13 protein-coding genes are annotated in these 14,641 nt (G+C 68.9%); all 13 read left to right on the forward strand.

Annotation, left to right across the window (positions count from 1 at the left end):
• The first annotated feature begins 35 nt into the window (after positions 1–35).
• The 13 genes from A9976_RS01620 (at position 36) to hutG (ending at position 14,598) form a co-directional block, all read left to right on the forward strand.
• Complete coding sequence (locus A9976_RS01620) at positions 36–998, forward strand: ABC transporter substrate-binding protein (RefSeq protein ID WP_197954331.1); 963 nt, start codon at positions 36–38, stop codon at positions 996–998.
• A gap of 2 nt (positions 999–1,000) precedes the next feature.
• The gene (locus tag A9976_RS01625) at positions 1,001–1,858 is read left to right on the forward strand and encodes an ABC transporter permease (protein WP_183017535.1); all 858 of its coding nucleotides are present in this window, start codon (positions 1,001–1,003) and stop codon (positions 1,856–1,858) included.
• A complete protein-coding gene (locus A9976_RS01630; RefSeq protein WP_183017536.1) occupies positions 1,855–2,640 on the forward strand; it encodes an ABC transporter ATP-binding protein in 786 nt (261 codons plus the stop codon). The genes A9976_RS01625 and A9976_RS01630 overlap by 4 nt, the downstream gene beginning before the upstream one ends.
• A gap of 26 nt (positions 2,641–2,666) precedes the next feature.
• On the forward strand, positions 2,667–3,437 hold the full coding sequence (gene hutC, locus A9976_RS01635) for a histidine utilization repressor (protein WP_232245688.1): 771 nt from the start codon (positions 2,667–2,669) through the stop codon (positions 3,435–3,437).
• A gap of 113 nt (positions 3,438–3,550) precedes the next feature.
• Positions 3,551–5,122 (forward strand): histidine ammonia-lyase, encoded by a 1,572-nt coding sequence (gene hutH / locus A9976_RS01640; protein ID WP_183017537.1) that lies wholly within the window; start codon positions 3,551–3,553, stop codon positions 5,120–5,122.
• A gap of 40 nt (positions 5,123–5,162) precedes the next feature.
• Complete coding sequence (hutU, locus tag A9976_RS01645; protein WP_183017538.1) at positions 5,163–6,896, forward strand: urocanate hydratase; 1,734 nt, start codon at positions 5,163–5,165, stop codon at positions 6,894–6,896.
• Between the two features lie 122 nt (positions 6,897–7,018).
• Positions 7,019–7,867, forward strand: a complete 849-nt coding sequence (locus A9976_RS01650) for a phytanoyl-CoA dioxygenase family protein (RefSeq protein ID WP_183017539.1) — start codon at positions 7,019–7,021, stop codon at positions 7,865–7,867.
• Between the two features lie 38 nt (positions 7,868–7,905).
• Positions 7,906–8,475 (forward strand): HutD family protein, encoded by a 570-nt coding sequence (locus A9976_RS01655; protein ID WP_183017540.1) that lies wholly within the window; start codon positions 7,906–7,908, stop codon positions 8,473–8,475.
• Positions 8,476–8,504: 29 nt separating this feature from the next.
• Positions 8,505–9,788, forward strand: a complete 1,284-nt coding sequence (gene hutI, locus A9976_RS01660; RefSeq protein ID WP_183017541.1) for an imidazolonepropionase — start codon at positions 8,505–8,507, stop codon at positions 9,786–9,788.
• 10 nt (positions 9,789–9,798) lie between these two features.
• Positions 9,799–11,187 carry an FAD-binding oxidoreductase gene (locus A9976_RS01665; protein WP_183017542.1) on the forward strand — a complete coding sequence of 463 codons (1,389 nt, stop codon included), beginning with the start codon at positions 9,799–9,801 and terminating at the stop codon, positions 11,185–11,187.
• Positions 11,184–12,329: a histidinol-phosphate transaminase gene (locus A9976_RS01670; RefSeq protein WP_183017543.1), complete on the forward strand. Its 1,146-nt coding sequence runs from the start codon at positions 11,184–11,186 to the stop codon at positions 12,327–12,329. Before A9976_RS01665 ends, A9976_RS01670 begins: the two co-directional genes overlap by 4 nt.
• A complete protein-coding gene (locus tag A9976_RS01675) occupies positions 12,326–13,726 on the forward strand; it encodes a formimidoylglutamate deiminase (RefSeq protein WP_183017544.1) in 1,401 nt (466 codons plus the stop codon). Before A9976_RS01670 ends, A9976_RS01675 begins: the two co-directional genes overlap by 4 nt.
• A 56-nt stretch (positions 13,727–13,782) precedes the next feature.
• Positions 13,783–14,598, forward strand: coding sequence for an N-formylglutamate deformylase (hutG, locus tag A9976_RS01680; protein ID WP_183017545.1), 816 nt, complete (start codon positions 13,783–13,785; stop codon positions 14,596–14,598).
• The last annotated feature ends 43 nt before the right edge of the window (positions 14,599–14,641 follow it).

The raw sequence follows: 14,641 nt of genomic DNA on the forward strand, positions 1-14,641 counted from the left end.
CGCTTGTGCTGTCAATCTCGTTGAGGGAAATTTCCATGTCCATGATGAAGAAAACCGTGCTGGGCCTATCGCTGGCCGCAGGTCTGTCAGGAGCAGTCCTGGCGCAGGAAACCAAGGTGTCCATCGCCATGTCCGGCTGGACTGGCTTCGGTCCGCTGACGCTGGCCAAGGAGGCCGGCATCTTCAAGAAGCACGGGCTTGACGTGAGCATCCGCAAGATTCCCCAGAAGGATCGCCATCTGGCGATTGCTTCGGGCGATGTGCAGTGCGCCGCCACCTCGACCGAAACCTGGATCGTCTGGAACGCCAACGGCGTGGCCACGACCCAGCTGTTCAAGATGGACCAGGGCATGGGCGCCGACGGCATCGTGGCCCGGCCGGGCATCGACAAGGTAGAGGACCTCAAGGGCAAGACCATCGGCGTGTCCGCACCCGGCACCAATCCGTACTTCTCGCTGGCCTGGATTCTCAAGAAGCACGGCATGACCTTGAAGGACGTGAAGATGGTGACGTTGGAGCCGGCCCAGGCGGCCAACGCGCTGATTGCGGGCAACAGCGGACTGGATGCGGCCATGACCTATGAGCCCTACCTGGGTCTGGTGCGCAGCCAGCCCGACAAGGGCAAGCTGATTGCCGACTCCAAGCAGTACTCCATGGTGTTCGATACCTTCGGCTGCACGCCCAAATTCATCAAGGACAACCCCAAGGCTGCGAAGGGCCTGACCGAAAGCTACTTCGAGGCGCTGGACCTGATCGAGAAGGACAAGGCCAAGTCCTTTGCTGTCATGGGCGCCGACGTCAAGCAGACGGCCGAGCAGTTCGAAGCCTCGCAAAGCAAGATCAAGTGGGCCGACCGTGAGGCCAACATCCGCTTCTTCGACGGCGAGATCCAGGCCTTCAACAAGGAGGCGTCCACGCTGCTTCTGGAGACTGGCGTGATCCGGGCCATTCCAGCCAACCTCGATAGCCTGTTCGATACCCAGTTCCTGAGGAAGTGACCATGGCCTCCGTCAGCTCCATAGACAAGCAGGCGGTGGCGGAAACGCCTGCTGCCGCGCCCCCTCTTCACGCACCCCGCAAGATGAAGCTGCTGCACCCGGTCGAACCCCGCACACGCCTGTTCCTGGGCGTGGGCTTCTTTCTGCTGTTCCTGCTGTTCTGGACGTTTCTGACGGCGGCTGGCATTGTCGCGCCGCATTTCCTGGCCTCGCCCCTGCAGGCGCTCAAGGCGGCCTGGAAATTGTTCGCGGAATTCGGTTTTCTGAACGACGTGGGCATGACGGTGTGGCGCGTCATGGGCGGCTTCCTGCTGGCGGCCGTGATCGCCGTGCCGCTGGGCATCGCCATGGGCGCCTACAAGCCCATCGAGGCCGTGTTCGAACCCTTCGTCTCGTTTGCGCGCTACCTGCCGGCCTCGGCCTTCATCCCGCTGCTGATCATGTGGGTAGGCATTGGCGAGGCGCAGAAGCTGTCCATCATCTTCATCGGCTGCTTCTTCCAGCTCACGCTGATGGTGATGATGATCGTCAGCAATGCGCGTCGTGACCTGGTCGAGGCCGCCTACACCCTGGGCTCCACCGACTCCAGCGTGATCCGGCGCGTGCTGTTGCCTGGGGCCGCCCCCGAAATCGCCGAGGCGCTGCGCCAGGTGCTGGGACTGGGCTGGACCTATGTCGTGGTTGCCGAACTGATCGGCGCCGCCTCTGGCATAGGCCACATGATCATGGACAGCCAGGCGCTAATGGCCACCGACAACATCATTGCCGGCATCGTCATCATCGGCCTTGTGGGCCTGACATCGGACCTGCTGTTCAAGAAGCTCAACCAACTGCTTTTCCCCTGGAGCCTGATGCGATGAGCCGCCTTTCCATACGCCAAGTCACCAAGGTCTTCCAGGGCACGGCCCGTGGAGCGTCCCCCACCACGGCCCTGCAGCCCACCAGCCTGGAGGTGGCCGACAACGATTTCATTACCGTGCTGGGCCCATCGGGCTGCGGCAAGTCCACGCTGCTGCGGCTGGTGGCCGGCCTGGAGACACCGACGGGTGGCGAGATCCTGCTCGACGGCCTGCGCGTCGAAGGGCCGGGTGCCGACCGTGGCGTGGTGTTTCAGAGCTACACGCTGTTTCCTTGGCTCAATGTGCGCCAGAACATCTGCTTCGGCCTGCGCGAGAAGGGCGTGCCCGCAGCCCAGCAAAAGGAGATCAGCGAGCACTTCATCGCCAGCGTGGGGCTGCGCGGCTTCGAGCAGCATTTCCCCAAGCAGCTGTCGGGCGGCATGCAGCAGCGCGTGGCCATCGCACGGGCGCTTGCCAACGACCCCAAGATCCTGCTGCTGGACGAACCCTTCGGTGCACTGGACAACCAGACCCGCGTGGTCATGCAGGAGCTGTTGCTGGGCATCTGGGAAAAGCACCGCAAGACCGTGATCTTCGTGACGCACGACATTGACGAGTCCATCTTCATGGCCAACCGCGTGGCCGTGTTCAGCGCGCGCCCGGGCCGCATCAAGGCCGACATCCCCGTGAACCTGCCGCATCCGCGCCACTACACGGTCAAGACCTCGCCCGAATTCATGGAGCTGAAAGCCCGGCTGACCGAAGAGATTCGCGCCGAGTCACTGGCGGCTGCTGCACACTGAGGGTTTTCATGACCACTGCCCACACCATGTCCTCCCGCTCCACGGCTTCCCGACTTTCCGCAACGACGGCGGAGGTGCCCATGGCCCTGTACCAGCAGGTCAAGGACCATGTGATGCGCAAGATCGCCGACGGCTCGCTGTCGGCGGGCGAGCGCGTGCCGTCCGAGCAGGAGCTGGTGCAGGAGTTCGGCGTGGCCCGCATGACGGCCAACCGCGCGCTGCGCGAGCTGGCCGAGCAGGGCGTGATCGTGCGGGTGGCGGGCGTGGGCTCCTTCGTGGCCGAGGAGAAGCCGCAGTCCACGCTGCTGCGCATCGCCAACATCGCCGAGGAAATCCGTCAGCGCGGCCATGACCACCGCTTCGAGCTGATCGGCGTGCGCCGCGAGTCGGCCTCGCCCGAGGCGGCGGCTTCGCTGCAACTGCCCGCCGGCAGCTCGGTGTTCCACCTGCAGGGCGTGCATTTCGAGAACGACGTGCCCGTGCAGCTCGAAGACCGCCATGTGAACCCGCGCATGGCGCCGGACTTCATGGAGCAGGACTTCTCGCTGATCCAGCCCTCGGTGTACCTGGTGCGCAACGTGCCCTTCGACCAGATCGAGCATGTGGTGGACGCCATGCTGCCCACGCCCGAGCAGGCGCGCTGGCTGCAGATGGAGACCGACCAGCCCTGCCTGACGCTGACGCGCCGCACCTGGTACCTGGGCACGCCCGTGACCTGGGTGCACTGCGTGCATCCGGGCATGCGCTACCGGCTGGGCAGCCGCTTTCGCACCGACGGCGGATCGCACGACGGCTGAGGCCGCCAAAGCGGGGTTCCCGCTCTTGCGCTGCTCTGCTTCGATTGATATTGTATAGACAGGCATAGACATTCATCCCGGCACACCCTCCAAGACACCGACAGGGCATCACCATGAACACCATCACGACTCCCGGCCTCACCTCCCGTCCCGGCACCGCGCTGACGCTGCAGCCCGGCCAGGTCACCCTGGCCCAGCTGCGGTCCATACAGCATGGCGGCGTGCGCCTGTCCATGGCGGCGCCCGCCTACGAGCGCATGCGCGCCGCCCAGGCCCATGTGCAGCACATCGTGGATGAGGACCAGGTCGTCTATGGCATCAACACCGGCTTCGGCAAGCTGGCCTCCACCAAGATCGCCCATGACCGCCTGGCAGAGCTGCAGCGCAATCTGGTGCTGTCGCACAGCGTGGGCACGGGCGACCCGCTGCCCGACGCCGTGGTGCGCCTGGTGCTGGCCACCAAGGCCGTGAGCCTGGCGCGCGGCCACTCGGGCGTGCGCCCCGAGCTGGTCGATGCGCTGCTGGCCCTGGCCAACGCCGATGTGCTGCCCGTGATTCCCGCCAAGGGCTCGGTGGGTGCCTCGGGCGACCTGGCGCCGCTGTCGCACCTGGCCTGCGTGCTGATCGGCGAAGGCCAGGCCAAGATCGATGGACAGGTGGTGTCCGGCACCGAGGCCATGCGCCATGTGGGCCTGGAGCCCTTCGTGCTCGGCCCCAAGGAAGGGCTGGCCCTGCTCAACGGCACCCAGGTGTCCACGGCCCTGGCCCTGGTGGGCCTGTTCCAGGGCGAGAGCGTGTTCGCCGCCGGCCTGGTGGCGGGCTGCCTGACGCTGGAGGCCATCAAGGGATCGGTCAAGCCGTTCGACGCCCGCATCCACGAAGCGCGCGGCCAGCTCGGCCAGATCGCCGTGGCCGCCGCCGTGCGCGAACTGCTGGACGGCAGCGCCATCGACACCTCGCATCCCCACTGCGGCCGCGTGCAGGACCCCTACTCCATCCGCTGCGTGCCCCAGGTCATGGGCGCCTGCCTGGACAACCTCGGCCATGCGGCCCGCGTGCTGGTGATCGAGGCAAATGCCGCCTCGGACAACCCGCTGGTCTTCGACAACGGCGACGTGATCTCGGGCGGCAACTTCCACGCCGAGCCCGTGGCCTTCGCGGCCGACATCATCGCCCTGGCCCTGGCCGAGATCGGCGCCATCTCCGAGCGCCGCATGGCCCTGCTGCTGGACACCGGCCTGTCGGGCCTGCCGGCCTTCCTGATTGCCGACAGCGGCGTGAACTCGGGCTTCATGATCGCCCAGGTCACGGCTGCCGCGCTGGCTGCCGAGAACCAGTGCCTGGCCCACCCCAGCAGCGTCACCAGCCTGCCCACCTCGGCCAACCAGGAAGACCATGTCTCCATGGCCACCTACGGCGCGCGGCGCCTGGGCGAGATGGCGCGCAACACCGCCGTCATCGTGGGCGTGGAAGCCATGGCCGCCGCCCAGGGCATGGACTTCGACCGCAGCCTGAACAGCTCCGAGCTGATCGAGGCGCAGTACGCGCTGATCCGCAGCCAGGTTCCGCACCTGGACCGTGACCGCTACCTGGCACCCGACATCGAAACCATGCGCCAGTGGGCGCTTGCCACGGACTGGCCCCAGGCCATCGTCCGCCACCTGCCCAGCCACCAGGCTGCCTGAACCCCGCAACCGCTCACCCCCCCGCATCCAGGAGATCGCCATGAACGCCAACGACGCCATCCTCAACGCCAACGCTGCCACGGCTGCCAACAATCCCCGCTATGACGCCAGCCGCGTCATCCGCGCCCCGCGCGGCAGCGAACTGCACTGCAAGAACTGGCTGGCCGAGGCCGCCTACCGCATGCTGCAGAACAACCTGGACCCCGACGTGGCCGAGAACCCCAAGGCCCTGGTGGTCTACGGCGGCATCGGCCGCGCGGCGCGCAACTGGGAGTGCTATGACCAGATCCTGGAGTCGCTCAAGAAGCTGGAGGCCGACGAGTCGCTGCTGATCCAGTCGGGCAAGCCCGTGGGCGTGTTCAAGACGCATGAGAACGCACCGCGCGTGCTGCTGGCCAACTCCAACCTCGTGCCCCAGTGGGCCAACTGGGAGCACTTCAACGAGCTGGACCGCAAGGGCCTGTTCATGTACGGCCAGATGACGGCCGGCAGCTGGATCTACATCGGCGCCCAGGGCATCGTGCAGGGCACGTTCGAGACCTTTGTCGAGGCCGGCCGCCAGCACTACAACAACGACCTCGCGGGCAAGTGGATCCTCACGGCAGGCCTGGGCGGCATGGGCGGTGCCCAGCCGCTGGCCGGCGTGCTGGCCGGCGCCTGCGTGCTGGCCATCGAATGCCAGCAAAGCAGCATCGACTTCCGCCTGCGCACACGCTACCTGGACAAGCAGGCGCGCGACATCGACCACGCGCTGGAACTCATCGCCCAGCACACGGCCGCGGGCGAGGCCATCTCCATCGGCCTGCTGGGCAATGCCGCCGAAATCCTGCCCGAGCTGGTGCGCCGCGCAAAGGCCGGTGGCGCCCGCCCCGACATCGTGACCGACCAGACCTCGGCCCATGACCTGATCAACGGCTACCTGCCCGTGGGATGGACCGTGGACGAGTGGCGTGCCGCCGCGGCCGACCCGTCGCGCCATGCCCAGCTCAAGGCCGCTGCCGCCCAGGGCTGCGCCCAGCACGTGCAGGCCATGCTGGACTTCCAGGCCATGGGCATTCCCACGGTGGACTACGGCAACAACATCCGCCAGGTGGCCCTGGATCAGGGCGTGAAGAATGCCTTCGACTTCCCCGGCTTCGTGCCTGCCTACATCCGCCCGCTGTTTTGCGAAGGCAAGGGCCCGTTCCGCTGGGTGGCCCTGTCCGGCGACCCCGAGGACATCTACAAGACCGACGCCAAGATCAAGGAACTGTTCCCCGACAACAAGCACACCCACCGCTGGCTGGACATGGCGCGCGAGCGCATCAGCTTCCAGGGCCTGCCCGCGCGCATCTGCTGGCTGGGCCTGGGCGAGCGCCACAAGGCCGCCCTGGCCTTCAACGAGATGGTGAAGAACGGCGAACTCAAGGCCCCCATCGTGATCGGCCGCGACCACCTGGACTGCGGCTCCGTGGCCAGCCCCAACCGCGAGACCGAAGCCATGAAGGACGGCACGGACGCCGTCAGCGACTGGCCGCTGCTCAATGCCCTGCTCAACACCGCGGGCGGCGCCACCTGGGTCAGCCTGCACCACGGCGGCGGCGTGGGCATGGGCTACTCCCAGCATGCGGGCGTGGTCATCGTGGCCGATGGCACGGACGAGGCTGCGGCCCGCCTGGGCCGCGTGCTCTGGAACGACCCTGCCACGGGCGTGATGCGCCATGCGGACGCGGGCTACGACATTGCCGTGGCCGCTGCCAAGCGCCACAGCCTGAATCTGCCCATGGTCCGCTGAGGGATGGCTGCGCGCTTCCGGTCGAGCGAGGCGCGCATCTGGCCGGATGCCCCGCCCTGACCGCCTTCGTTGCACCCTGCAGCGCCTGTTCCCGCAAACCATGAACCAAGGAGACAAAAGCCATGACACAGCTACCCAGCCTGGAGGACCTGCAACGCCGCGTGCAGCAGAAAGTGGATGACGAGACGGTCGCCCGTTTCCAGCGCGATGGCGCGGTCTGCATACGGCAGCTGCTCACGCGCGACGAGGTGGCACTGCTGGCTGAGGGAATAGAGGCCAACCTGGCCGCTCCCAGCCCGCGCGCCAAGGTGGCCAGCCGGCCCGACGATCCGGGGCGCTTCTTCGAGGACTTCTGCAACTGGCAGGACAACCCGGCCTACCGGCGCTTTGTCTTCGAGACACCGCTGGCCCAGCTGGCCCAGCGGCTCATGGGGTCGCGCACGGTACGGCTGTACCACGACCACCTTCTGGTCAAGGAGCCCGGCACGCGCCAGCGCACGCCCTGGCACCAGGATCAGCCCTACTACAACATCGAGGGGCGCCAGAACATCAGCATGTGGATCCCCGTCGACCCGGTTTCGCGCCCCACCACGCTGGAGTTCGTTGCCGGCTCGCACCTGGGGCCGTGGCTGATGCCGCGCACCTTCATGGACAACCAGGCCAGCTGGTTTCCCGAAGGCAGCCTGGCGGATTTGCCCGACGTGGAAGCCGCGCGGGAGCGGTTCCCGATTCTTGGCTGGGACATAGAGCCTGGCGACTTCGTCTGCTTTCACATGCTGACCCTGCATGCGGCAGCCGGCGTGGAGGGGCAGAACCGGCGCCGCGTGTTCTCGGTGCGTTTCATGGGCGACGACATACGCCATGCCCCCAGGCGCTGGAAGACCTCGCCGGATTTCCCTGGCCTGGCCGACACGCTTCCTGCGGGCGCGCCCATGGAGCATGCGCTGTTTCCCGTGCTGGTGGGCGCTTAGATCGACGCAACGCTCAGAACAGACAAGGACAAGCGCTCATGACGGCACTTCACCGCTTCAGCCTGAACCAGATCGCTCCCAGCCCCTGGAAGAACGGGGGCGGCAGCACGCGCGAGATCGCCTGCTGGCCACCGGGTGCGGGCATGGATGCCTTTGGCTGGCGCATCAGCGTGGCCACCATCGCCCAGCCCGGGCCGTTCTCGGCCTTTGCGGGCGTGGACCGGCAGATCATGCTGCTCGATGGCGACGGCGTGCACCTGCGCGGCGAAGGCATCGACCATGTGCTGGACGCGCGCTGGCAGCCGTTTGCCTTCTGCGGCGATGTGGCGCTGGGCTGCTCGCTGCTGGGCGGCACTTCCACCGACTTCAACGTGATGGCGCGGCGCGGCCAGTGGCGGGCGCAGGTTCAGGTGCTGGACAGCGCTGCCGACGCCGGCCGCGCCGACGCCGGCCTGTGCATGGTGCTGCAGGGCGACTGGCAGGCGGATGGCGCTGCGCTCATCCCCGGCCAGGGCCTGTGGTGGAGCGCGCAGCAGCCCGACCCGCAGCATCTGGTGCCGCAGACCGACGACGCGCGGCTGGTGCAGGTGCTGCTGCAAGCCTGCTGACGACCCACGACATCCAAGGAATCACCCCCATGACCGAGCCCCACGCACCCGCTTCTGCACTCGCTCCATCCTCTTCGGCCGACGGCTGCTGGCAGAACCTGCGCCTGGCGCCTGACATGTTCGAGGCCGGCCAGCCCATGGGGGACGGGGAGGATGCCTGCATCGTGGTGCAGCAGGGCCGCGTGGCCTGGGTGGGGCCGCAGCAGGCCCTGCCGCCCGCATATGCGTCCCTGCCGCGCCATGACGGCCAGGGCATGCTGGCCACGCCGGGCCTGGTCGATTGCCACACCCACCTGGTCTATGGCGGCGAGCGCGCCAACGAATTCGCCATGCGCCTGGACGGCGCCAGCTACGAGGAAGTGGCACGCGCCGGCGGCGGCATCGTCTCCAGCGTGCGTGCCACGCGCGAGGCCGGCGAGGACGAACTGTTCGCCCAGGCCCTGCCGCGCCTGCAGCAGCTGTTGGACGAGGGCGTCTGCGCCATCGAGATCAAGTCGGGCTATGGCCTGGCGCTGGAGCACGAGCGCAAGCAGCTGCGCGTGGCCCGGCGCCTGGGCCAGGCCCTGGGCGTGACCGTGCGCACCACCTTCCTGGGCGCGCATGCGCTGCCGCCCGAGTACGCAGGCCGCAGCCAGGAGTACATCGACCTGGTGACCGGCACCATGCTGCCCGCGCTGGCGGCCGAGGGCCTGGTCGATGCGGTCGATGTGTTCTGCGAGCGCATCGCCTTCTCGCTGGCCGAGACCGAGCAGGTCTTCCAGACGGCGCGCAGCCTGGGCCTGCCCGTCAAGCTGCATGCCGAGCAGCTGTCGAACATGGAGGGGGTAGCCCTCGCGGCCCGCTATGGCGCGCTGTCCTGCGACCACATCGAACACTTGTCCGAATCCGGCATTGCCGCCATGCGCGGCGCGGGTTCCGTGGCCGTGCTGCTGCCCGGCGCCTACTACGCGCTGCGCGACACCCACATGCCGCCCATCGCGGGCCTGCGCGCCGCGGGCGTTCCCATGGCCGTCTCCACCGATCACAATCCGGGCACTTCTCCCTGCCTGAGCCTTTTGCTCATGGCCAACATGGCCTGCACCCTGTTCCGGCTGACCGTTCCCGAGGCCCTGGCGGGCATCACCCGCCATGCCGCGCGCGCCCTGGGCCTGCAGGACGAGCATGGCCTGATCGCGGCCGGCCGTCCCGCCAACTTCGTGCTCTGGCCCGTGCGCCATGCGGCCGAGCTGGCCTACTGGTTCGGCAGCCGGCCGGACTGCAGCATCGTGCGCCAGGGCCGTATCGTGCGGACCCGCGGGCAGGGGATCCACTGAAAGCCTGTCCATGTCCCATGCACCGTTTCTCGATGAATTGATTTCCACCCTGGGCGCCGAAGTGGCGCAGCGCGGCGACGATGTCCCCGAGCGCTACCACACCGACTGGAGCGGCACGCCGCCCCAGCGCCCGCTGGCCCTGGTGCGCCCGCGCAGCACCGACGATGTCAGCGCGCTCATGCGCCTGTGCACGGCCCACCGCGTGCCCGTCGTGCCCCAGGGCGGGCTCACGGGCCTGGCGGGCGCGGCCGTGCCCGTGGCGGGTGCCGTGGCCGTCTCCATGGAGCGCATGAACGCCATCGAGGACGTGAACGCGCGCACCGCGCTGATGACCGTGCAGGCCGGCGCCACGCTGCAGGCCGTGCAGGAGGCGGCCGTGGCTGCAGGCATGGTCTTCGGCGTGGACCTGGGCGCGCGCGGCAGCTGCCAGATCGGCGGCAACGTGGCCACCAATGCGGGCGGCAACGGCGTGCTGCAGCACGGCATGATGCGCGAGCAGGTGCTGGGCCTGGAGGTGGTGCTGGCCGACGGCACGGTTCTGCCCATGCTGCGCCCCATGCTCAAGAACAACACAGGCTACGACCTCAAGCAGTTCTTCATCGGCTCGGAGGGCACGCTGGGCATCGTCACACGCGTGCTGCTGCGCCTGCGCCCCGCGCCCCAGGCCCGCGCCACCGCCCTGGTGGCCGTGCCGGACTTCGATGCGGCGCTGTCCGTGCTCGCGCGCATGCAGTCGCGCTTTGGCAACGGCGTGGCGGCCTTCGAGCTGATGTGGGACAGCTTCATCCAGGCCTCCATCCGCTGGCAGAAGCTGCAGCCGCCGTTTGGCCAGGCGCATGCGCTGCTGGCCCTGATCGATGTGGACGGCAAGGACGAGGCCGCGCTGCGCGCCGACGTGGAAGAAGCCCTGGGCGAGGCCATGGAGGCCGGCGAGGTGGCCGATGCCGTCATCGCCCAGTCCGTGGCACAGGCGCGCCAGCTGTGGAAGCTGCGCGAGGCGCCGGCCGAGCTCAACACGAACATGCATCCGCCCGTCAACTTCGACGTCAGCCTGCCCCAGGCCGACATCGGCCGCTTCGCCGATGCCTGCCGCGCCGCGTTCGACGCGCGCTGGCCCGGCCACCACTCGCTGTTCTTCGGCCATGTGGGCGACGGCAACCTGCATGTCTCGGTGGACGGTGCCACCGCCAACGGCGACTGCGAAGGCGTCGAGGCCGCGCTGTACCACCTGGTCGGCGAGTTCGGCGGCAGCGTCTCGGCCGAGCACGGCATCGGCCTGCACAAGAAGCCCTATCTCGGCGCCAGCCGCACGCCGGCCGAACTGGCCGTGATGCGCGCCATCAAGCAGGCGCTGGACCCTCTGCATCTGTTCAACCCCGGCAAGGTATTCGACCTATGAACGCTCCCGCCCTCCACGCGATCCACACCCTGGCACGCCCCGAAGTGCCGCCGCTGCCGCCCTACAACGCAGGCCTGTCCTCCGAGGCCGTGCGGGCGCGCTACGGCGTCACCGAGATCGCGCGGCTGGCGAGCAACGAGAACCCCTTTGGCGCCAGCCCCGCCGTGGCCCGCGCCCTGGCCGATCTGGCCCTGCACGTGGGCACCTATCCCGATGCGCAATGCACGGCGCTGCGCGCGGCCATCGCGGCGCGCACCGGCGTGCCGGCCGAGGCCATTGCCGTTGGCAACGGCTCCGAGGACATCCTGCAGATGCTCTGCCAGGCGTTTCTCTCGCCCGGCGACCGCGTGCTCACCCAGCGCCCGGCCTTCGGCCTGCACGAGATCTACCCGCGCATGATGGGCGCCCGCGTCGAGCTGCTGGAGCTGACGCCCGCGCTGGGCTTCGATGTCGATGCCTGGTGCCAGGCGCTGGCGCGCGGCCCCAAGCTCGCCATGCTGGCCAATCCTTCCAATCCCGTGGGCTGCATGTTCAGTGCCGGGGATTTCGTGCGCCTGCTGGACGCCACGCCGGACCACACCTTGCTGGTGGTGGACGAGGCCTACTACGAGTACGCCCTGCACGCCGGCGGCTACCCCGACGTGCTGTCCCTGCTGCGCGGCCGCGCCATGCCCTGGATCGTGCTGCGCACCTTCTCCAAGGCCTGGGGCCTCGCAGGCCTGCGCGTGGGCTACGGCCTGGCCAGCGACGCGGCCCTGGTGCAACTGCTGGACCGCGTGCGCACGCCCTTCAACGTCAACCAGGCGGCCCAGGCGGCGGCGCTGGCGGCCTGGGGCGACGAGGACTTCATGCAGCGCGGCGTGGCCGAGACCGTGCGCCTGCGCGATGCGCTGGCGCAGCGGCTGGCCGCCCTGCCTGCACTGCCCGCACTCCGGATAGCACCTGCGGCCGCCAACTTCCTGTTCATCGACATCGGCCGCCCCAACGGTCCCGTGAACGAGGCATTGCTGGCCCGGGGCCTGATCGTCAAGCCCTGGAAGGAGCCGGGCTTCGAGCACTTCATCCGCGTCTCCGTGGGCACCGAGGCCGACAACACACGCTTCGTGCGCGCGCTGGCCGAGATCCTGGAGGCCGGGCAATGAGCGGCATCGACCCGACATCCGACAGCCGCACGCTGTTCGCCGAGCACGCCCTGCTGCCCACGGGCTGGGCGCGCAATGTACTGCTGCGCTGGGATGGCGCAGGAAGCCTGCAGGCCGTACAGGCAGACGCCCCGCCCGGCAGCGCGCCGCGCGCGCCCGGCCCCGTGCTGCCCGGCATGCCCAACCTGCACTCGCATGCCTTCCAGCGCGCCTTTGCAGGCCTGACCGAATACCGCGCCGAGGCCCGGGACAGCTTCTGGAGCTGGCGCGACCTCATGTACCGCTTTGCCGCGCGCATCACGCCCGAGTCGCTGGAGGCCATCGCCACCTGGCTGTACGTGGAGATGCTGGAGGCCGGCTACACCTCGGTCTGCGAATTCCACTACGTGCACCACGACCGGGATGGCCGGCCCTACGCGGACGACGCCACGCTGTCCCAGGCCCTGCTGCGCGCCGCGCGCAAGGCCGGCATGGGCATCACCCTGCTGCCCGTGCTCTACCAGACCAGCGGCTTCGGCGGCAAGCCGCCGCGCGCCGACCAGGCGCGCTTCATCCGCAGCACGGACAACATGCTGGCCCTGCTGCGGCGCCTGCTGCCCGAGGCGCGCGCACAAGGCGCGGCCCTGGGCCTGGCGCCGCACTCGCTGCGCGCCGTGCCGCCCGACAGCCTGCGCGTGGCCGTGGAGGGCCTGGCGGCGCTGGACGCGCGCGCGCCCATCCACATCCACATTGCCGAGCAGACCCAGGAGGTGGACGACTGCCTGGCCTGGAGCGGCCAGCGCCCCGTGCAATGGCTGCTGGAGCATGCCCCCGTGGACGCGCGCTGGTGCCTGGTCCATGCCACCCACATGACGCCTGACGAATACGCGGGCGCCGCGCGCAGCGGCGCCGTGGCCGGCATCTGCCCCACCACCGAGGCCAACCTGGGCGATGGCATCTTCGACATGCCGAAATGGCTGGGCCACGGCGGCGCCTGGGGCGTGGGCTCGGACAGCCATGCCTGCGTCAACGCGGCCGAGGAACTGCTGATGCTCGAATACAGCCAGCGCCTGTCGCTGCGCCAGCGCAACGTGCTGGCCGGCCCCGACCCGCAGGTGGGCACCGCGCTGTGGACCGCCGCAGTGCAGGGCGGTGCCCAGGCCGCAGGCCGCCCCGTGGCCGGGCTGGCCGTGGGCCAGCAGGCCGACTTCCTGGCGCTGGACGCAGGCCATGTGGCGCTGGCCGGCCTGCCGGTGCAGGCCATGGTCTCGGCCCATGTCTTCGGCAGCCACCGCAGCAGCGCCCTGCACAGCCTGTGGGTGGGCGGCGAGCGCCGCGTGCAGGCCGGCCGGCATGCGCTGCACGAGGCGGCAGCCCATGGCTTTGTCGCGGCGCGCACGGCCACCCTGCAATCCTGAGGCCCATGCATGCCATGGGCCCGCAAAACCCGCCATAAACGTTCCAGAATCACGCCATGACCGATACCGCTCCCCCTCCCTTCGTCTTCCACCAGGGCACGGCGCCGCTGCTGATCTCCATGCCGCATGCGGGCACCCATGTGCCGCCCGACCTCGCCGCGCGCCTGACCGAGGAAGCCCGCCACGTGCCCGACACCGACTGGCACCTGCCGCGCCTGTACGAGTTCGCCAAGGCCATGGGCGCCTCCATCCTCGTGGCCACGCATTCGCGCTATGTGGTGGACCTGAACCGTCCGCCCGATGGCGCCAGCCTCTACCCGGGCCAGAGCGTCACCGGCCTGTGCCCCGTGGACACCTTCGACGACACGCCGCTGTACGCCGACCCGGCCGATGTGCCCGCAGACGCCGAAATCGCCGCGCGCCGCGAAGCCATCTGGGGCCCGTACCATGCACAGCTGCGCGCCGAGCTGGACCGCCTCAAGGCCGTGCACGGCACCGTGGCGCTGTGGGACGCGCACTCCATCCGCTCGGTGCTGCCGCGTTTCTTCGAAGGCAAGCTGCCCGACCTGAACCTGGGCACCGGCAAGGGCACGAGCTGCGCGCTGGAGCTGGCCGAGCATCTGCTGGCCATTGCGCAGACCGCGCCGGGCCACACCGCCATACTCAACGGCCGCTTCACGGGCGGCTACATCACGCGCCACTACGGCCAGCCCGAGGCCGGCATCCACGCCGTGCAGCTGGAGATGACGCAGTGCAGCTACATGCAGGAAGCCCTGCCCTTCGACTACCTGCCCGAGCGCGCCGAACAGATCCAGCCCACGCTGCAGCGCATGCTGCAGGCGGTGCTGGACTTCGTGCGCAAGCCGACCTGACCTGGCTTTGCTGTGATTGCCCGTAAAGGCGGGCAGAGACGGA

The organism is Delftia sp. UME58, from assembly GCF_014170385.1.
Classification (GTDB): domain Bacteria; phylum Pseudomonadota; class Gammaproteobacteria; order Burkholderiales; family Burkholderiaceae_C; genus Comamonas; species Comamonas acidovorans.